Source organism: Nocardia sp. NPDC003693 (genome assembly GCF_053981095.1).
On the sequence record NZ_JBSFNO010000065.1, the window covers coordinates 1 to 19,062 of the forward strand.

Genomic DNA, 19,062 nt, shown 5'->3' on the forward strand with positions numbered 1-19,062 from the left:
CAAGATCTCCTTCACCCACCTGCTGGGTTACGCCATCGTGCAGGGCATCAAGTCCTTCCCGAACATGAACCGGCACTTCGCCGAGATCGACGGCACCGCGGCGCGCGAGGGCCCGATTCGCCTGTGTCAGTGCCGCTTCGAGACCCCGGCGGCGTCGAGGGCCGCCAGGTAGCCGAACACCAGCGCGGGGCCGATGGTCGCGCCGGGCCCGGCGTAGGTGTGGCCCATCACCGGGGAGCTGGCGTTGCCCGCCGCCCACAGGCCGTCGATGACCGAGCCGTCGGCCCGCTGCACCCGCCCGTCGACGTCGGTGACCAGGCCGCCCTTTGTCCCGAGATCGCCGGGCACCATCCGCGCCGCGTAGAACGGGCCCTGTTCCAGCGCACCGAGATTCGGGTTCGGGGTGTGCCGGGGGTCCCCGTAGTACCGGTCGTAGGCGCTGTCCCCGCGGCCGAAGTCCGCGTCCTTACCGTCCGCGGCGAACCCGTTGAACCGGGTGACGGTGGCGCGCAGCCGATCCGCGGGCACCCCGATCTGCTCGGCCAGCTCCTCGAGGGTCGCCGCGCGCTTGACCGCGCCCTCCTTGAACCATCGGCCGGGCAGCGGCTGCCGCGGCGCGAGCCCCGCGAACAGGTATCGGTTGCGGTAGCGCTGATCGAAAACCAGCCAGGCGGGCAGGTTCTCGGCGATGCCCTCACCCTGTCCGTTCTCCCCGCCGTACATCCGATGGGTCGCCTCGACATAGGGCAGCGATTCGTTCATGAACCGCTCGCCGCGCTCGTTGACGATGATGCTGCCGGGCAGGTTGCGCTCGGCGAGGCAGAACCAGGGCTGACGCGGCAGCGGGATGGACGGCCCCCACCACGCGTCGTCCATGAATTCGACGGCGGCCCCCAGCGCCTGGCCCGCCCGGATGCCGTCCCCGGTGTTGGCCGCGGCCCCCACGGTCCATTCGACGCCGATGGGCTGCCGCTGGAACTGCTTGCGCATGGTCTCGTTGTGCTCGAATCCGCCCGCGGCCAGGATGACCCCGCGGCGCGCGGTGAGTTCGACCTCCACACCGTCGCGCAGGACGACCACGCCGCTGACCCGATCGTCGGTGGTACGCAGCTCCACGAGCGGGGTGTCCAGCCACAGCGGCACCTCGGCGCGCTGCAGTCCCGCCCGCAGCATGGCGCTGAACGCCTGCCCGCGCGCGAGCAGATGCTGGCGCAGCACATGGCCTTTGAGCCAGCGCGCGGCGATCCGCAGGCCGCGGAACGGCGCGCGCGGATTGCGCAGTCCCAGATGCATCTGGCGGAAGTCGGCCTGGGTCGCGACGAAGTTCCGGGGTCCGGGAATGTAGTCCGGCTCCAGGTTGGCCAGTTCCGCGCCGAGCTTGCGGCCGTTGTAGGGCGTCGGCTCGACCGAGCGCCCGTGTGCCCGGCCGCCCGGAGCCTCCGGGTAGTAGTCGGAATAGCCCGGGACCCACTGCATTCGGAGTCCGGCGTGCTCCACCAGGAAGTCGAAGACCTCCGGCCCGCGATCGATGTAGGTGTCGATCCGCGCGGGGTCGACCTTGTCCCCCACGATGGCGTGCAGGTAGGTGCGCGCGTCCTCGAGGTTGTCGGCCGGCGCGTCCCGGAGCAGCGCGGAGTTGCCCGGAATCCAGACGCCGCCGCCCGAGCGCGCGGTGGAACCGCCCCAGTGCCTGGCCTTTTCGACCACGAGGGTGGACAGACCGTGGTGCGCGGCGGCCAGCGCGGCCGCCATCCCGGCCGCGCCGGAGCCGACGACGATCACGTCGTAGGCGTCCGCATCGTTGTGCTGCATGACTGGTGAACCCCCAGGGTTTTCGAAAGGTGGAGAGAAAAGAGAGGTGGATCAGGCGCGCCAGCGCTCGTCGAGGACCGCCGCGAGGGCGCCCTCGACGCACACCAGGAGCGAGGCTTCGCGAGTTCCGGTGGCGCGCAACCACTGCAGGTAGCCGTATTCGGCGGCCGCCAGCATGAGGTGCACCAGGAGCCCGGGGTTGCTGTCCAGGACGGGATCGCGCGACATGCGCCGCGCGACCAGCTCGACCAGCCGGGTGCGGTGTTCCGGCGGGATCAGCGCGACCCGGTCCAGCAGATGGGGCGCGGTGGCGAAGGCGGCGCGCCACTGTTCGAGCTCGGCGGCGGCCAGGGTGGTGGATCGGATCTCGATCGCCCGGGCCAGCGCCACGTCGGCGGACTCGCTGCTCGGCCTGTCCTCGAGCAGCGCGGCGATACCCGCGCCGCCCTCGCGGACCGGGTCCAGCAGCAGGTCCTCCTTGCTGCGAACGTGCCGGAAATAGGTACTCGGTGAGATTCCGGCGGCGGCGGCGATCTGTTCGGTGGTCACCTCGTCGAAACCCCGCCGGGCGAACAGTTCGAAGGCCGCGCGCTGTATGTCGGCTCGAACCTGCCGTCGTTGCCGTTCCCGCAGGGACATCGGCACTCCTGTCGTTCATCGCGCGGCCGGGGAGTCGTGCACTGTTCACGACGAGCCGCGCAGTGAAAGAATGTCCCTTCATGACAGAAACTGTCAAGTCGAAACTTGCTCGCGAGTTGACCGGGAGTCCCGGGGCAGGCGTAGGCAACCGCGCGGCAATCAGCGCTGCGCGGCTTGCGCTATGAACTACTCGGAGCGAAAACCCCCGGCCACCAGGCTCAGCCGAGGCTCCGGGGCACGATGGAATCGAAGGCGCTCAGATCCAGATCGTCGGAGGCCTCGGTCCAGCCGGTTGCCCGCAACTGATCGGGCGATTCGATACCGAGCGCGTCCCGCAGGCCGATCACGACCGAGCGGGCCAGCTCCTCCAGGCGCACGCGGGAGATCGGCCACAGCAGCGAGCGCCGCCAATTCTCGACCTCCCGGCGCAGGGCGGGCGCGGACCAGCCCAGGTCACGGAGTTTCTGCGCGGCGGCTTCCGGAATCGGTTCCGCGAGATAGTAATTGCCGGTGAGTTCGGCGGAGAGTTTGATGTCGAACTGCTGGAATTGCACGTAGCGATTTCCGGTGGCCGCGATGACTAGCGTGGCCCGGGACGGTAATTGCGACAGACATCGTGCCAGCGCCTGCGCGAACGCGTCCCATTCGGTTGTCACATCGCGCTCGTTCTGTTCATCGCCGCCGATCATACGCCGACGAATCAATCGCGTCACCGGAAAATGTTGGCGCACTTGGGCATCGACGGCGACTCCGATGTGACGGTTGCCAGCGCCCCGAGATGATGAGAAGATTCGACCACAATCATCTCATCCTGTCGGAGTGTGGCGCTCCACCAGGACCGTGATCAAAGGAGATCACCATGACCGCCGCCGTAGCGCCGATCGATCACGCGTCCGGAGCCGGCCGCCCCGAGCGCAAGGTCTTCACACCCGGAACCCGCATGTGGGAGGACACCGGACTGATCACCTTCTCGCTCACCGCCGGGTCCGCCTTCCTGCTGCAGACCATGGAACCCAGTATCGCCGCGGTCGTCGACGAGCACTCCAGTTTCCGGACCGATGCCCTGGGCCGGGCCGCCCGCAGCGTCGCCTCGGTCATGATGTGGATCTACGGCGGGGAGGAGGCCCTCGCCGAGGCCGAGCGACTCCGCTCGATGCACGCCACCCTGAATTCGACCGACGACCGGGGCCGCAAGCATCAAGCGCTGGCGTCGGGACCGTGGGCGTGGGTCCTGCACACGGCCGTGCACGCCTTCGTCGAGGGCAACAAGTACTTCTCCGACAACAAGCTCACCGCGGCCGAGAAGGAGTCTTACTACCGGGAGGTCGTGCAGCTCATGCGCAATTTCTCGGTGGCGCCCAAGGAGATTCCCGCGACCTACGCCGAATGGGAGCCGTGGTTCTACGACCAGGTCGAGAACCACCTCGAAGCGACCAACGTCGCCTACGACTACCTGCGGGTCATCCGGACCCTCGCCCCGCCGAAGCAGGTCCCCGCCGTCCTGCACCCGCTGTGGAACGTCGCGGCCACCCCACTGGGCAAGATGCAGTACTTCTTCACGGTCGGCACCACCCCGGAGAACGTCCGCGCCAAGCTGGGCCTGACCTGGACCGAGAGCGACGAGCGCAAGCTGCGGGCCCTGGGCTGGGTCATCGGCCGCACCATTCCGCACCTGCCCGAACGCGTCCGCTACTTCCCCATCGCGTACGAGGCCCGCCGCGTCGAGCGCGACCGCGCCCGGCTGCGCAAGATGATCAACCTGCGGCCGGTGTAACCCGGACCCGGCCACTCGGCGAGCCCCCGGATTCCGGGGGCTGGTCGAGTGCGGCGCGAACCGGCAGGGTCAGATGGTGATCATGCGGATGGTGTTGTGGCGCGCCCTGGTCGGACTGTTGCTGGTGCTGGGGGCACTGGTCGCGCCCGGGCAGGCGGCGGCGGAGACCGGCTACCAGTGGCGGCAGGAGTACATCACCACCCCGGACGGAACGCGCCTGCACGTGGACGTGCTGCGCCCCGCCGGCATCGCCGACGACGTGCGGACGCCGGTCATCATGACCGTCAGCCCGTACCGCGCGCACCTGGCCTACCTGACCCTGCCGCGCCCCGAGGGCGGGCCGTCGGTCGAGAACCTTCAGGTCGAGACGTTCCTCGACGCCGGATACACCTACGTGATCGTGGACATGCGCGGCTTCGGCGGGTCGAACGGCTGCCCGGACTACGGCGGGCCGGGCGAGCGTCAGGACGTGAAGACCGCGGTGGAATGGGCCGCGGGGCAGCCGTGGTCGACGGGCAAGGTGGGGCTGCACGGGATTTCCTACGAGGGCTGGACCGGTTTCATGGGCCTGGTCGAGAAGCCGGCGGGGCTGGCCGCGGTGGCCTCCTTCGCACCGGTGGTCGACCCGTACTCGTACCTGTACATGCAGGGGCAGGCGTGGAAGTTCTCGGGCAAGCCGATCACCGAAACCGGTATCCGGCCCGGCGATCTCGCGGGGATCGAACACCTGCTGATCGCGACCACGCCCGCGCACTGGGAGGACTCGGCCGAATACCGAACCAACGCGGTCACCATCGATCCGGCGTGCTATCAGGGTTACCTCGACGGCATCATGAACCACGACGGCACCACCGAGTTCTGGCGCGAGCGCGACATGGTCGAACGCCTGCGGGGCAACACCATTCCGCTGTTCCTCGGACAGGGCTTCCTGGACTACAACACCCGCGCCGATCGGGTCTTCGAGGTCTGGAACGCGCTCGGGCCCGGTGAGCACAGGGCCTGGTTCGGGCAGTGGGGACACCGCGACTGCGCCACCAAGTGCGGGCGCCCGACCTTCACCGAGGAACTGCTCGCCTTCTTCGACAGACACGTCGCGGGGAAGGACGTGACGGTCCCCGGCCCGCGAATCACCGTGGGGCAGTTCGACGGCGGCTGGAGGTCCGAGACCGCGTGGCCCCCGGCCGACAATCGAACGGTGACCGTCGACCTGAAGACCGGCAGCTACCTCGATCGCGGGTTCGTGACCGGGCCCGATCGCGAGATCTGGACCGTCACCCAGCCGCTGGAACACGACGAGCACCTCGCGGGCGCGGCCTCGGCGACCCTGACCGTGGACGGGCCGAGCGGGGCGACGGTCGCGCTCGAGCTGTACGACGTCGCGCCCGACGGGCGGGCCACGGTCATCACCCGCGGCATCGCGCCGGTCACCCCCACCGCGCAGGTCCGGATGCTCGCGCAGGACTGGCCGCTGGCCGCCGGGCATCGGATCGGGGTGCGGATCACCGACGTGGTGGACGACATGTGGACCCACACCCCTACGCTGTCCCGGGTGACGGTGACCTCGGCGCAACTGCGCCTGCCGCTGATCGGCGGCGTCCGCACGGCCGATCTGCCCGGCACCATGGCCGAGGGCATTCCCAAGTGGCGCGCGGAGAAGGCGGTCACACTGGCACCGGCCCTGATCGCCGATACTCAGGTGAGGGCCGACTTCCCACCCCGGACAGGTGATCGATGACTCAGACCGCACCCGGCGCCACGACCGTGGACGACGCCACCGCCGAACGCCTCGCTGTCGCGCTGCGCTGCGTGACGGTGTCGCGCGAGGACGCCGCCGAGATCGACTACAGCCAGTTCGACCGGCTCGCAACACATCTGGAGGAGTCCTTCCCGCTGGTGCACGAGCGGCTGGAGCTCGAGCTGTTCGGGCACAGCCGGCTGTACCGCTGGGCGGGCAGCGCCGGCACCGGGCGCACCTCGGCGATCCTGCTGGCACACATGGATGTCGTGCCGGTGGACGATGTGGATCGCTGGACGCATCCGCCGTTCGCGGGAGCGGTGGACGCGGAATTCATCTGGGGGCGCGGGGCCATCGACGACAAGAGCCGGGTGCTGGCGCTCCTGGAGGCGGTGGAATCCGCGCTCGCGGCGGGCGTACAGCCCAGGGACACGGTGTATCTGGCGTTCGGGCACGACGAGGAGGTGTTCGGCGATCAGGGGGCGGCGCGGATGGCCGCGCACCTGCGCGACGCGGGCGTGCGCGCGGACCTGCTGCTCGACGAGGGCGGGGTGATCACCACCGGGGTGGCCGACGGGGTGGACACGCCGGTGGCCACGATCATGGTCGGCGAGAAGGGCTATGCCACGGTCCGGCTGTCGGTCTCGGCGACCGGCGGGCACTCCTCCATGCCGGGGCGGCAGACCACGGTCGGGCAGCTGGCCCGGGCGGTGGCGCGGGTGCAGGACAATCAGTTCCCGCTGCGGCTGACCCCGGTGACCCTGGACATGCTCACGCGGCTGCGCGATGTCATGGCCCAACCCCGGCGCGGCCTGCTCTCGCTCGCGCGGTTCCTCGCACCCGCGGTGACCCGCATCATGGCCGCGCGGCCGCAGTCGGAGGCGCTGGTGCGCACCACGACCGCGCCGACCGTCATCCGCGGCGGCGTGAAACCCAACGTGCTGCCGCAGCAGGCCGAGGCGTTCGTGAATTTCCGTATCCTGCCCGGGGATTCGGTGGCCGACGTCCTCGCGCACTGCCGCCGGGTGATCGACGATCCCGAGGTCGTCGTCGAACTGGCCGGCGCCACCTCCGAACCCTCGGCCGCCCCCGCCGCCGGCCCCGCCTTCGACCTGATCGCCGACGTGGCGCGGGCGACGGTGCCCGGCATCGCCGTCACCGTCGGCCTGGTCCCCGGCGCGACCGACTCCCGCCACTACGACGATCTCGCCGGAACCCGCTGCAATTTCGCCCCGATCACCCTGACCGCCGCGGACCTGGAACGCATCCACGGGACCGACGAACGCATCTCCCGCGAGAACTACGCCCGGATCATCGCCTTCAACCGGCTGCTGATCGACCGCCTCGCCGAGTCCGCGGACTGACGGGCGGTTCCGGCGCACCCGATGGTGCGGTTGGGCGGTGGTTCGGGGGCGAGTGCGCGAGAATGGCTCGGCTGGGGCGTGACAAAGCGGGCGAAACGGTCCGATATGCGCGCCGGCGGCGGCGACCACCGAACCGAGAGGGACGAGGATGACCCGGAACGAGACCGGCGAGCTGCAGGGCACGGGCGGGCGCGTGTACTGGCAGGCGTGGCTGCCCGACGGCGACCCGCGCGCGGTGGCGGTGATCGTGCACGGGTACGCCGAGCACTCGGGGCGGTACGCCCACGTGGCCGCGCGACTGAACGAGGCCGGCTTCGCGGTGTACGCGCTCGATCACATCGGGCACGGGCGCTCGGCCGGCGGCAAGGCGAACATCGAATCGCTCGACGGCGCCGCGGACAATGTCGGCGCGCTGCTGCGCCTGGCCACGGACAAGCATCCCGGGCTGCCGCGATTCGTCATCGGGCACAGCATGGGCGGGCTCACCGTGGCCTACTGGGCCATCCGCGCGCCGATCGAGGTCGACGGCATCGTGCTGTCCGCACCGGCGATCGTGGTGGACGCGGGCAACGCCGTGCAGAAGCTGCTGGCGCCGGTGATCTCCAAGCTGGCCCCGAATCTGCCCGTGGTGCAACTGGATTCGAAGCTGGTGAGCCGCGACCCGGAGGTGGTGCGCGCCTACGACACCGATCCGCTGGTGTTCCACGGCAGCGTGCCCGCGCGCACCGCCACCGAAATGCTCAAGGCCGGGCAGTTCGTGCAGGCGAATCTGAATCGGCTGACCGTGCCGGTGCTGCTGCAGCAGGGCCTGGCCGACGGCCTGGTCTCCCCCGTCGGCGCGGACCTGGTCGAGCAGGGCGCGGGCGCGGCGGACAAGACCGTGCTGCGGTACGACGGGCTGTACCACGAGATCTTCAACGAGCCGGAGCAGGACAAGGTGCTCACCGACACCGTGCAGTGGCTGGAGGCGCACCTGCCCGGCTGAGAGGTTCGCTTTGCGCGACAACCCTGTTCGGCACGGCGAAGCGGCTGCGGTCGGGCGGCCACGCAGCGCAGCGGTCGCGCGGCAAGCGCCGCGGCGGCCAGGCCGCAGAGCCCGGCGGTAGTCCTCGGGCGAACAGCGCGGCAGAGTCGGTCAGCGGTCGCGCGGCCGAGCGCTGCGGCGGTGGGGCCGGGCGGCAGTCCCGCTCCTATCGGTATGTGCTGAGGCAGGCCGCTTCGCCGTCGAGGACGCCGGTGCGGAACGCCTCCAGCCGCACGAACCCGCTCGCCACGACCTCGCCGTTGACATCGGAGGCGGCCAGGCCGTCGGCGAGAAGTCCGGAGACCGCCTCGTCGAGATCGTCGGCGGCCAGCTGCAGCGTCCGTCCCGGGCGGCTCAGGCTGGTCGTGAACGCGCCGGACAGGCAGGCCGCGCGCAGGCCCGCGGTCTCCGCGCCCGTGATGTCGAGGTCGCGTTCCCGTTGCACGGCAAGGGTGTACCGGGAGATGAACACCACGAAGGCGTTGTAGTCGCCCGCGACGGTGGAGGGCAGCAGCTCGCCCTCGCCCTGGCCGCGGGCGCGTTTGGCCAGTTCCGGCACGTCCGCGCCGATCGTGTTGGTGGCGGGACAGAACGAAACGGGTTCCGTGGCCGTGACATTCGAGCAGCGCCTGCTCACTCCGGCGTAGTCGTACACCGGGGCCGTACGCAGCGGATACACCTGGGCCAGGGCCTCGGTGAGCAGATCGAGCGAGTTCCGGTTCACCGCGAGCTGGGTTTCCTGCTCGCCCGGCTCGAAACTGGTGGGCAGGGTGCCGCGCCGCTGTGCCAGTTCCTCCCGCGAGATCCGCGTGCACGCCTGCGCGCCTTCGGTGTATCCGATCTGCACCGCGGTCACGCGCTCGAACGCGGTGCCGTGCTCGTCGACCCCGGAGGCGCCGGGTTCCTGATCGCGCACCGCGATGGTCGCGCCGAGCACATCGTTCAGGCCGTCGGTGGTGTTGATGGTGAAGTGCCGCGAATCCCCCTCCGCCACATGACGTATGAAGACACCGGCGAAACAGTCGGCCTGCTGTTCGCGCACCACCGTCGGGGTGAGCATGCCGTTGAGCCCGGCTTGCGCCTGGATCGAGTGGCCGTACTCGTGGGCCAGCACCATCACCACCGACATCGGGCCGAACTTGCGGATCAGTTCCGGCAGCAGGACGCCGCGATCCCAGCCGATGGAGGAGTCGAGGCCGCAGAACGCGGCGTTGATCGACCGAAAGGTGCTGGTGCGGCAGAACTGTGGGGATTGGGCGCGCGCCGCGGTGGAGTCCCAGGACAGGAAGCTGCTCACCGGGGTGAACGCACCCGGCATCGTCCGGCCGTACTCGCGCTCCCAGTACTCCTGGAGATCGGCCAGCGCGTTGAGCGCCAGCCGATCGACCGCGCCGCCGTCCCCGTTCGCGGCGGTGAGCGTCGCGTCCGGCACGCCCGGGCGTTCACCGCTCGGTCCCGTGGTCGAGGCCGAACCGTCCAGCTCGAAGGGATTGTCGACCCGTTCCGAAACCCGTTGTGTCCCCGGCACTCGCACCGATTCACAGCCGGTGAGCGCCAGCCCCGCCAGCAGTAGGACGGCGGCCAGAACCGCCCGGCACCGCGTGACCCGCATCTCGCCTCCCGAGGAAAGCCCCGGGCCACCCGCGGCCCGGCTCTCGTGACGGCGAAGGTTCAGCCGCCTCCCCGTCTACGAGTATCCGCCGCGCGGGGCGCTCGAAGGCCGAGTCTCGCAATACTCGAGAGCGAAATCTCACCGCGCGGTGCGGAACTCGGCTGGCGTGCGGAATTCAGAGACGCAGCTTCGCGATGACGGCGCGATGATCGGTGTCGGGAATGCTGATCGAACGCACCTCGGTGGCGTGCCCGCCCGCGACCAGCACCCGGTCGATGCCGATGAGCGGGAGACGGCCCCACGCCTGATTGTCCGGCCACGTCGGCAGCACGCCGACACCGAGGAGCTCGGCGGAGTCGGCGTACCTGCCGCGCAACAGATCCCGGAAGGCGGAGTGGTCGTAGGTGGCATTGAAATCGCCGCCGACGATGACCCGGCCGGGCTGCTGGTCCAGGACGTCGCGCACCTCGCGCATATCGCTCTGCCACACCGGGTAGTTCAGGTTCGGCGGCACGGGATGGAACTGGAACACGGTGATCGGACCGCGGTCGGGGTGAAGCATGGTGGCGCGAATACTGTTGTGGGACAGGTTCGCGAGCTTGCTCGAATCCTGCAGCGGGTATTTGCTGTAGACCCCGGAGCCGAGGCCGCCGGGGGCCGGTTCCACGTGGTAGTAGGGCAATTCGGTTTCCAGGCCCGCCGTGCGCAGGCGCGCCAGGGCCTCGTCGGTGAGCTCGACGAGGGTGAGCACCTCCACCTTGTTCTCGCGGACCGCCTGCACGATGGCGCCGGCGTCGGCATGGCCGAACAGGATGTTCGACTGCATGACCGTGACGTCGATACCCGGGGGCGCGGCGCCGTCGGGCACGAGCATCGGGAGCTGGGTCCACAGCGCCATCGCCACGGCGGCGAAAGCGCCTGCGGCGCTGCGCCATTGCCTGACCAGCAGGAACAGTGCCAGCGCCAGCACCGAACCCAGCATGAAGAAGGACGCGAACGAGGCGGCCAGCACCAGGTACTGCGAGCGCCACGACGCGTAGTGCAGGCCGATGCCGCCCACGCCGACGATCAGTGCGAGCCAGCCCAGCACCATGGCGATCCAGGTGAGTACGCCGCGCCGGCGAGCGGGTGGCGGGGACGCGGCCGGGGGTTCCTCCGGGCCGCGCGCGTCGGCGCGCTCGGTCGGCGCGTCGGCGGGCCAGTGGCTGCCGCCGCCCGAGAACGAGTGCGCCGCGACCAATTCCGCTCCGACCCTGGGCAATACCGTGGTCACCGCCCCGGCGCTCTCCAGGGCCGATTCGGCCGCGGGCCGCTGCGCGGGCCGCGGCACGCCCTCGATGGGCAACCCGGCCAGGGCCTGCCGTGCGGCGGCGGCGAGTGCGCCGCAGGTGGCGAAGCGCTCCTCGGGTTCCTTGGCCAGGGCGGCGGTCACGACGGTGTCGAAGCCGGCGGGCAGCTCCGGGCGCCGCGCACTCGGCTGCGGGACAGGCAGATTCAGGTGACCGTGCAGCAGCTGCCCCGGACTGTCGCCCGCGTACGGCGCGGCGCCGGTGAGCAGGTGGTACAGGGTGCCGCCGAGGGCGTACACGTCGGTCCGGGCGGAAACAGCGGTGCGAGTTTCGAATTGCTCCGGGGCGGCGTAGCGCAGGCTGGCATAGAGCTGGCCGGTGCGGGTGGCCTCACCGACGTGATCGAGCACCTTCGCGATGCCGAAGTCGGCCAGGAAGACCTCTTCGCTCGCACCGCCGGACAGCAGGATGTTGGCGGGCTTGACATCTCGGTGCAGCACACCGGTCGCGTGCGCGCGGTCCAGGGCCTTGGCGACCTCGGTGACGATCCGCACCGCGCCCTCGGGCGGCACCGGGCCGGCCGCGAGCACGGCGGCCAGGTCGGTGCCGTCGACGTACTGCATGGCCATCCACAGCTGCCCGGCCTCCTCACCGCGCGCGAAGACCGCGACGATGTTGGGGTGCGACAGGCGCGCCACGGTGTCGGCCTCGCGCAGGAAGCGCGAGCGCACGTCGGCGTCGTCGGACACGGACGGTCCGAGCACCTTGAGCGCGATCATGCGGGGTAGATCCCGGTCGTGCGCGAGGTAGACCTCGCCCATACCGCCCGCCCCGATCAACCGCTCGATTCGATATCCAGCGAATACCTGACCCTGTGCCAGTACCCGACCCACCGCAACACCTCCACCTGATCGCCGCCAACCCTACTGCACCGGCGCGGGCGCTGACCTGCGCGTGAAGGGTCGCGGCGCTGGCGCATGCGAGGATTCGCTCATGCACGAGGAGGTCATCCCGGTCCTGCGCGTGGCCGACGCCGCAGCGGCGGTGCGCTGGTACGAACGCCTGAACTTCACCGAGCAGTGGGTTCACCGATTCGAACCCGGCTTCCCCGCCTTCGTCGAAATCGCCCGGGGGCCGGTCAAACTCTTCCTCTCCGAGCACGAGGGCGACGCCCGCCCCGACACCCTGGTCCATCTCCGCGTGCGCGATATCGACGCGGTGGCCGCGGAGTTCGGTGTGCCGGTGGAGACCATGCCCTGGGCGCGCGAGGTGGAGCTCACCGATCCGGACGGCAATCGCCTGCGCATCGGAACACCGTTCGAGCTGGAGTAGCCGGGGCGGGGCGGGTGGGGGGAACCCGGTCGGCGTGCAGTGCGTCCTATCTCGTGAATGGACATCCCCGTTGGGGAATGGACTCGGTGGGAGGGCGCGGTGGAGGCCGAGGAGTGGCGGGAGCGAGCGCGGCGGGCACAATCGGGGGCCGAGCGGGAGCAGGGGCGAGTTCGGCACGGGGGTGTCGATCCGGACTACATTCGGCGGCTCGAGCACTTCCCGGGGTTCTCGCACGCGGAGATCTACGCGGCCGTGCAGGCCATGGATCCGGGAGCCATGCGGGGGCTGGCCGACGAGTGGACCGGGATCGCGGATGGATTGTCCGGGGCGGTGTTCGCGGTGGGCACGACCACCGAGGCCGCGCTTGCTGAAGGGCTGGCGGGCCGGACCGCGGACGCTGCGATGGCGGCGGTACGCGAATTCGTGCTGGAGGCAATGGATGTGGCGGGGGTCGCGCACAGTGCCGGGCATCGCATCGTCGCGGCGGCCGCCGGCGCCGAGGCGGTGCGGCGGAGCGTGCCGCCACCGGCGGAGGACACGGTGGGTGCGACCGCGCCGCACGTGGCCATGCTGATCGGGGCCGCGCCCGAGGACGCGCACGAGCTGCAAGCCCGCAGGGAAGAGCTGTACCGGGAGGCGCTCGCGGCGCTGGAAGCGAACTACGTGACGACGTATCCTCCTGCGGGATCGGGGGTTCCGGCCTTCGGGCCGGTATACGCGCCCGGGGCTGGAGTCGGGGGCGAAGGAGCCGGGAGCGCCGCCGGGGCGGGCGGCGGGAGCGCTGCCGGAGGCGGGTCCGGGAATCAATTGTTCGGCGGGGACGAGTCTCTCGGCCGGGTAAGGGCGTCTCGCGTCGCGCCGAACCCGGCAATGCCGGGAGAACAAGCCCTGCCGGGCACCGACAGCACGATCGACGGTGCGGAGTTTATATCAGGTAGCCCCGTCGCAGACGAATTCGATTCGGTAGCTGCGATTTCCGGCGCGGAGACCACGGGCAACGAAGCTGCCGGGCAACCAGCCGACGGGCAGACCCGCGCCGCGTTCGTGTCCGGCACCGATGGGAACCCCGAACGCGCGGAGCGATCCAACCCCGGCCGGGACCCCGTTCCCGGCTCGCCAGCGACACCGGGTCTTCCCACGGCGCCGGGCTCTCCCACCTCACCCGGGTCCCTCCACCGACCGTCGCTGCCGGTCCCCGGGACGACGCCGGTGTCCCCCGGCACCGGATCACCACCGTCCGGCGGCCCGGGCCGCAGCTTCCCGGCTCCACCCAACAGCGGGCTCCCCTCTCCCGCAATCTCTTCCAGCCCCGCCGCCCGGTCCGTTCACCCCGGCATGGGCTTCCTGCCCGGCATGTACCCACCCGGAGCCCGCGGCGCCTCCGACACCGACGCCGACCACAAAGCCCCCACCTGGCTGATCAGAAATCGCGAAGCCGAACTCCTCGGCTCCCCGCCCCCACATGTCCCACCGGTACTCGGCTCCGAAATCCCTTCGGCCCGAACCGGTCTTGCCGACGACCCGGACACCCGGTCGTGAGTTGGACCTTCACCCCCGACGAGTTCGCCCACATCTGGCGCGAAACCCGCCACGACCGCTACCCCTTCCCCCTCCACATCCGCACCGCCACCCGCTGGCGTTCCGACCACCACCACCGAACCGAAGCCCTGACCACCCGCTTCCCGCTGGCCTCGGACCCCGCCCTGACCGCCGCCCTCCGCACCGCCACCCACCCCCGAATCACCTTGGCCCTGACCATGGTCCACCACCCACTCCGCGCCCACGCGGCCCTCTCCGGCCCGCAAGCGGTCACGATGGTCCAGCACCCCACGCCGACCGACGCTGACCACGGATCCCCCACCTCCAGCGCACTCGCATCATTGCTCGAGAACAACTTTGGCGGCGTGACACCCTGCACCACCACCCCTGCACACACTCGCGGCGTAACACCCGGCGCCGAAATTTCCCCCACCGACGATTTCGGGCTGGATGGTGGCCGAATAACCATCGAGTCCGTCACCCCCGCCCGGGTACCGGCGTCCTTTGCCACACTCCTGGGCACCGTCCCCGCGGGCCGCCTCTTGTCCGGCCCCTACTCGATCGAACTGGATGCCCTCGCGCCCCGCCCCGAGCAACTCGCCCGCCCACGGGTCCCGTACTCCGAAGACCGCGTCCGAGATCTACTACTCCTCCCTCGAACCGGTCAGGGCCACATCACATCTCGTAGAGCGGATCGGAACCCAACGGCCACCACCTCAGCTGGCCACCATCTCGGCTGGCTCGACACAGCCGAGGACGGCCGCTACCTCTACCACCTGACCGCCCCACACCTGCACATCCGCCCCTGCCCGCCGGAGGCACTGATCGACTGCTTGGCCCGCATGTGCGCACCCGCACCGGAGTGACCCGGCGAATCACCGACCCTCAGAGCACGCCCACGCGGGGCGGGCACTCCGCGCAATAGCCGCGCGGGTACTCGTCGCCCGTCTCGTAGCAGCGGGCGAGGGCGGACCAGGCCGCTGTGCCGGATGCGCCGCAGGAGTAGCACTCTCGCAGGTAGCCTTCGCCGGGTTCCACGTAGACGCAGACCATCGGGGCCTCATCGGGATACCGGCGGTGAAAGAGCTCCTCCTGCACCCGTTCGAGTTCGTTCGGGTGGGCGAAGCCGAGGATCTCGCGCAGGGCGGTGACCGTGCGCTCGGCGAGTTCGGTGTATTCGTGGCGGTCGCCGAACCGTGCGGACCAGTCCAGTTCGCGAACCCAATTGGGACCACCGGGCTGCCAGCCGCGTTCGAGCATCAGTGCCTCGGCGGCGGCGGACATCTGGAAGCCCTCTTCCAAGAACCTGTTGGCAACTATCTCGTACCCCACGACCGGGCCCGTGATCGAGAACTGGGCATAGCGGTTCCCGGAACCCCCGAACCTCAGTACATCGAACGGCGACAACTCCGCCGCCTCGGTCGCGAGCCGTGCGGTGAAGCGTTGCCACGCCGCCTCGATGTCCGATGCCCCTGCACGCTGCTCGTCGGCAGTGTCGTTCCCCATGTCCGTCTCTCCCCACCCCGGCCGACACCGATCAGCACCGACCCTCGATTGCGTACCGCCGAAACGATACTCACCGCCCACGACAGCGAACCTGTTGCCGGACAGCGCATTAGACGAGCCAGCACATGAACGACTCGACATTCACGGTGATCCACGGCCGGGGCAGGCGGCCCATCGCGGTCAGCGACGGCCCCGGCCGCGACAATCCGATGTCTCGACGCCGCGGCCCGGCCCCTGACGTCTACTCCCCGCCGAAAACCCGCTCCACCACCGTCTTCGCGCGCCGGGTCACGCGCATGTAGTTGTCCAGGAACTCGCTGCCGTCGTCGTTCGGCCAGCCGGCGACCCGGGCCACGGCGGACAGCAGGTCGCCGGGGCCGGGGAGCTGGTCGGCGGGCTTGCCGCGCACCAGGACCAGGGCGTTGCGGGCCTTCGTCGCGGTGATCCAGGACTCGCGCAGCAGCTCCACGTCCTCGGCCTCGACCAGGCCGGCGGCCTCGATCGCGTCCAGGGACTGCAGGGTGGAGGTGTTGTGCAGGGCGGGCACCTCGTGGGCGTGCTGCAGCTGCAGCAGCTGCACCGTCCATTCGATGTCGGCCAGGCCGCCGCGGCCCAGTTTGGTGTGGGTGGCCGGATTCGCGCCGCGCGGAAGGCGTTCGGAGTCGACGCGGGCCTTGATGCGGCGGATCTCGCGCACGCCCTCGGGGGACATGCCGCTCGCGGGATAGCGCACCGGATCGATGGTGTGCAGGAACCGCACGCCCAGCCCGGGATCACCGGCGACCTGGCGGGCCCGCAGCAGCGCCTGTACCTCCCACGGCTGCGCCCACTGGGAGTAGTACGCGGAGTACGCCGCCAGGGTGCGCACCAGCGCCCCGTTCTTACCCTCGGGCCGCAGCCCCGCGTCCACCTGCAGCGGCGGATCGGTGCTCGGCGCGCCCAGCAGCTTCTGCACCTGCTCGGCGACGCCGATGGCCCACTTCACCGCGACCGTCTCGTCCGCGCCGGGCCGGGGATCGCAGACGAACAGCACATCGGCGTCCGAGCCGTAGCCCAGTTCCATCCCGCCGAGCCTGCCCATGCCGATGACGGCGAAATCCGCGGGCGCGGGCCCGCCCAGCTCGACCTCGCTGCGCCGGATCACCGCCTGCAGCGCGGCCTCGAGGGTGGCGATCCAGACCGAGGACAGCGCCTTGCACACCCGCGGCACATCGAGCATGCCGAGCACGTCGGCCGAGGCCACCCGCGCCAGCTCGTGCCTGCGCAGCGACCGCGCGGTGGCGACCGCGCGCCGCGGATCGTCGTAACGCTTTGCCCCGGAAAGGATTCCGCGCGCCACATCGGCGGTGTCCGGGGCCAGCAGCAGCGGGCCGCTCGGGCCGTCCGCGTACATGCGGATGGTCTCGGGCGCGTTGATGAGCAGATCGGGCAGATAGGCCGAGGAGCCGAGCACGATCATCAACCGCTGGGCGACGGCGCCCTCGTCGCGCAGCTCGCGCAGGAACCAGATCTCGTTGTCGAGCCCCTCGGACACCCGCCGGTAGGCGAGCAGTCCGGCGTCGGGATTCGGTGTCTCCCCGAGCCATTCGAGCAGCGTCGGCAACAGCAGCGCCTGGATGCGCCCCTTGCGCCCGACCTCGTTGGTGAGCGCCTTGAGATGCCCGAGCGCGTTCTCGGGCGCGCCGTAACCCAGCGCCGCGAGCTGACGCACCGCCGCCTGTGGACTCAGCCGCAGCGAGTCCGCGTCCAGGCGCGCAACCGATTCCAGCAGCGGCCGGTAGAAGAGCTTGGCGTGCAGCCGCCGCACCCGCACCGCGTTGCGCCGGATCTCGCTGGTGAGCACGCCCACCGCGTCCTGCCTGCCGTCGGGACGGATATGGGCGGCGCGGGCGAGCCAGCGCATACCCTCCTCGTCCTCGGGCGCGGGCAGGGTGTGCGTGCGCTTGAGCTTCTGCAACTGCAGCCGATGTTCGAGCAGGCGCAGGAATTCGTAGGAGGCGGTGAGGTTGGCGGCGTCGTCGCGGCCCACGTAACCGCGCGCGGCCAGGGCGGTCAGCGACTCCACGGTGCCCTGGGTGTGCAGGGTCTCGTCGGCCTTGCCGTGCACCAATTGCAGCAGCTGCACCGCGAATTCGACGTCACGCAGACTGCCGTGGCCGAGTTTGAGTTCGCGCTCGCGCAGGTCCGCGGGCACCAGATCCTCCACCCGCCGCCGCATGGCCTGCACGTCCGCCACGAAGTCGGGGCGTTCGGAGGCCGCCCACACCATCGGCATGAGCGCGGCGCGGTACTCGTCGCCGAGGGTGAGATCGCCGGTGGCGGGCCGCATCTTGAGCAGCGCCTGGAACTCCCAGGTGCGCGCCCAGCGCTTGTAGTACGCCACATGCGATTCCAGCGTGCGCACCAGCGCGCCCGCCTTGCCCTCGGGCCGCAGCGCCGCGTCGACCTCGAAGAAGGCCGCCCCGCCCACGCTCATGGTCTCGGCCGCCAGCCGGGTCGCGGTGGTGTCCGCGGGCTCGGCGACGAAGATGACGTCCACGTCCGAGACGTAGTTCAATTCCCGCGCACCGCATTTGCCCATGGCGATGACCGCGAGCCTGCCCGGCACCGGCCGATCCGGGCACACCCGGGCCACGGCCACCGACAGCGCGGCGGTCAGCGCCGCGTCGGCGAGATCGGTGAGATGGCGGCCCACCTGCTGGTAGGGCAGCACCGGCTCGTTCTCGACCGTGGCCGCCAGATCGATGGCGGCCAGCAGCATGAGCTGATCGCGATACCGCTTGCGCAGCAGGGCAACAGCCTCCGGGCCGGCGATGCCCGCGCGGAACAGCATCGGCCCGGCGTGCTCGCCCTCCTCCGGAACCGCCCGCACGACCTCGAGAATCTCGGTCAGCACTTCGGCGCCGGTCGGCAGCTCCCGGCGCAGCAGCAGCCGCCACGCCTGCGGGTCGGCCACCAGGTGGTCGCCGAAGGCGGTGGAAGAACCGATCAGCGCGAACAGCCGCCCGCGCAGCGAGGTATCCGAGCGCAGGGTCGAATCCAGCGCGGCCCAATCGCTTCCGAGCTGCTCGCGCAGCCGCATGAGCGTCGTGAGCGCCAGATCGGCGTCGGGTGAGCGCGAGAGCGCCCACAGCAGCGGGACGCTCTCGACGTTGTCCCACGCCAATTCTCGCAACGAATCGGCGGCCGACGGCTCGAGTAAACCGAGTCGTCCAACACCGGGAACAGCCGAACGGACAGTCGGGGGCCGGACCATGCCATCAAATTACATGTCACATCCCGGACGGTCCCCGGCGGAACCCTCCGATAACGGACAACAACGGCGATTCGCCCGCGTGTCTCGCATCGAAGGTTGCGGAACGATGCCTCGCGCGCAGGAAAACGACCGCACCGGACCCGCGTGCGGCGGGCACGGCACCGCTCATCCGTCCGCCGC

At 70.5% G+C, this 19,062-nt stretch carries 14 protein-coding genes; 7 read left to right on the forward strand and 7 right to left on the reverse strand.

Features of this window, described 5'->3' with window-relative positions; genetic code table 11:
- Positions 1-126: 126 nt before the first annotated feature.
- The 3 genes from kstD to ACWDOP_RS37700 all read right to left on the reverse strand — a co-directional run bounded on the left by kstD (position 127) and on the right by ACWDOP_RS37700 (position 3,107).
- The gene (gene kstD / locus ACWDOP_RS37690; RefSeq protein WP_456348894.1) at positions 127-1,812 is read right to left on the reverse strand and encodes a 3-oxosteroid 1-dehydrogenase; all 1,686 of its coding nucleotides are present in this window, start codon (positions 1,810-1,812) and stop codon (positions 127-129) included.
- A gap of 51 nt (positions 1,813-1,863) precedes the next feature.
- Entirely contained in the window at positions 1,864-2,451 is a 588-nt protein-coding gene (locus ACWDOP_RS37695; RefSeq protein WP_454201098.1) for a TetR/AcrR family transcriptional regulator, read from the reverse strand.
- A gap of 218 nt (positions 2,452-2,669) precedes the next feature.
- Complete coding sequence (locus tag ACWDOP_RS37700) at positions 2,670-3,107, reverse strand: TY-Chap domain-containing protein (RefSeq protein ID WP_456348895.1); 438 nt, start codon at positions 3,105-3,107, stop codon at positions 2,670-2,672.
- A gap of 203 nt (positions 3,108-3,310) precedes the next feature.
- Between ACWDOP_RS37700 and ACWDOP_RS37705 the strand changes: the two genes are divergently transcribed.
- The 4 genes from ACWDOP_RS37705 to ACWDOP_RS37720 all read left to right on the forward strand — a co-directional run bounded on the left by ACWDOP_RS37705 (position 3,311) and on the right by ACWDOP_RS37720 (position 8,309).
- Entirely contained in the window at positions 3,311-4,225 is a 915-nt protein-coding gene (locus ACWDOP_RS37705) for an oxygenase MpaB family protein (protein WP_456348896.1), read from the forward strand.
- A gap of 82 nt (positions 4,226-4,307) precedes the next feature.
- Entirely contained in the window at positions 4,308-5,960 is a 1,653-nt protein-coding gene (locus tag ACWDOP_RS37710) for a CocE/NonD family hydrolase (protein WP_456348897.1), read from the forward strand.
- Positions 5,957-7,324, forward strand: a complete 1,368-nt coding sequence (locus ACWDOP_RS37715; protein ID WP_456348898.1) for a M20/M25/M40 family metallo-hydrolase — start codon at positions 5,957-5,959, stop codon at positions 7,322-7,324. The genes ACWDOP_RS37710 and ACWDOP_RS37715 overlap by 4 nt, the downstream gene beginning before the upstream one ends.
- Positions 7,325-7,472: 148 nt before the next feature.
- The gene (locus ACWDOP_RS37720; RefSeq protein ID WP_456348899.1) at positions 7,473-8,309 is read left to right on the forward strand and encodes an alpha/beta hydrolase; all 837 of its coding nucleotides are present in this window, start codon (positions 7,473-7,475) and stop codon (positions 8,307-8,309) included.
- A 205-nt stretch (positions 8,310-8,514) separates the two neighbouring features.
- On the opposite strand, the gene ACWDOP_RS37725 is transcribed toward ACWDOP_RS37720, so the two are convergent.
- Both ACWDOP_RS37725 and ACWDOP_RS37730 read right to left on the reverse strand, forming a co-directional pair.
- Complete coding sequence (locus ACWDOP_RS37725; protein ID WP_456348900.1) at positions 8,515-9,960, reverse strand: metallopeptidase; 1,446 nt, start codon at positions 9,958-9,960, stop codon at positions 8,515-8,517.
- 175 nt (positions 9,961-10,135) lie between these two features.
- Complete coding sequence (locus ACWDOP_RS37730) at positions 10,136-12,142, reverse strand: protein kinase domain-containing protein (RefSeq protein WP_456348901.1); 2,007 nt, start codon at positions 12,140-12,142, stop codon at positions 10,136-10,138.
- Positions 12,143-12,242: 100 nt separating this feature from the next.
- Here ACWDOP_RS37730 and ACWDOP_RS37735 point away from each other — a divergent pair, with 100 nt between their 5' ends.
- Genes ACWDOP_RS37735 through ACWDOP_RS37745 form a run of 3 tightly spaced genes read left to right on the forward strand, consistent with a single transcriptional unit; the run spans position 12,243 to position 14,986 of the window.
- Entirely contained in the window at positions 12,243-12,581 is a 339-nt protein-coding gene (locus ACWDOP_RS37735) for a glyoxalase superfamily protein (RefSeq protein WP_456348902.1), read from the forward strand.
- Between the two features lie 57 nt (positions 12,582-12,638).
- Positions 12,639-14,120: a hypothetical protein gene (locus ACWDOP_RS37740; protein ID WP_456348903.1), complete on the forward strand. Its 1,482-nt coding sequence runs from the start codon at positions 12,639-12,641 to the stop codon at positions 14,118-14,120.
- Complete coding sequence (locus ACWDOP_RS37745) at positions 14,117-14,986, forward strand: ESX secretion-associated protein EspG (protein WP_456348904.1); 870 nt, start codon at positions 14,117-14,119, stop codon at positions 14,984-14,986. The genes ACWDOP_RS37740 and ACWDOP_RS37745 overlap by 4 nt, the downstream gene beginning before the upstream one ends.
- A 19-nt stretch (positions 14,987-15,005) precedes the next feature.
- On the opposite strand, the gene ACWDOP_RS37750 is transcribed toward ACWDOP_RS37745, so the two are convergent.
- Both ACWDOP_RS37750 and ACWDOP_RS37755 read right to left on the reverse strand, forming a co-directional pair.
- Positions 15,006-15,626 carry a TY-Chap domain-containing protein gene (locus ACWDOP_RS37750; protein WP_456348905.1) on the reverse strand — a complete coding sequence of 207 codons (621 nt, stop codon included), beginning with the start codon at positions 15,624-15,626 and terminating at the stop codon, positions 15,006-15,008.
- A 241-nt stretch (positions 15,627-15,867) separates the two neighbouring features.
- Positions 15,868-18,882, reverse strand: coding sequence for a bifunctional [glutamine synthetase] adenylyltransferase/[glutamine synthetase]-adenylyl-L-tyrosine phosphorylase (locus tag ACWDOP_RS37755; protein WP_456348906.1), 3,015 nt, complete (start codon positions 18,880-18,882; stop codon positions 15,868-15,870).
- Positions 18,883-19,062 lie beyond the last annotated feature (180 nt).

Coding starts and splice junctions, on each gene's coding strand:
- kstD (WP_456348894.1), bottom strand. CDS start 1,812: ATGCAGCACAACGATGCGGACGCCTACGACGTGATCGTCGTCGGCTCC.
- ACWDOP_RS37695 (WP_454201098.1), bottom strand. CDS start 2,451: ATGTCCCTGCGGGAACGGCAACGACGGCAGGTTCGAGCCGACATACAG.
- ACWDOP_RS37705 (WP_456348896.1), top strand. CDS start 3,311: ATGACCGCCGCCGTAGCGCCGATCGATCACGCGTCCGGAGCCGGCCGC.
- ACWDOP_RS37710 (WP_456348897.1), top strand. CDS start 4,308: ATGCGGATGGTGTTGTGGCGCGCCCTGGTCGGACTGTTGCTGGTGCTG.
- ACWDOP_RS37715 (WP_456348898.1), top strand. CDS start 5,957: ATGACTCAGACCGCACCCGGCGCCACGACCGTGGACGACGCCACCGCC.
- ACWDOP_RS37720 (WP_456348899.1), top strand. CDS start 7,473: ATGACCCGGAACGAGACCGGCGAGCTGCAGGGCACGGGCGGGCGCGTG.
- ACWDOP_RS37725 (WP_456348900.1), bottom strand. CDS start 9,960: ATGCGGGTCACGCGGTGCCGGGCGGTTCTGGCCGCCGTCCTACTGCTG.
- ACWDOP_RS37735 (WP_456348902.1), top strand. CDS start 12,243: ATGCACGAGGAGGTCATCCCGGTCCTGCGCGTGGCCGACGCCGCAGCG.
- ACWDOP_RS37740 (WP_456348903.1), top strand. CDS start 12,639: ATGGACATCCCCGTTGGGGAATGGACTCGGTGGGAGGGCGCGGTGGAG.
- ACWDOP_RS37750 (WP_456348905.1), bottom strand. CDS start 15,626: ATGGGGAACGACACTGCCGACGAGCAGCGTGCAGGGGCATCGGACATC.
- ACWDOP_RS37755 (WP_456348906.1), bottom strand. CDS start 18,882: ATGGTCCGGCCCCCGACTGTCCGTTCGGCTGTTCCCGGTGTTGGACGA.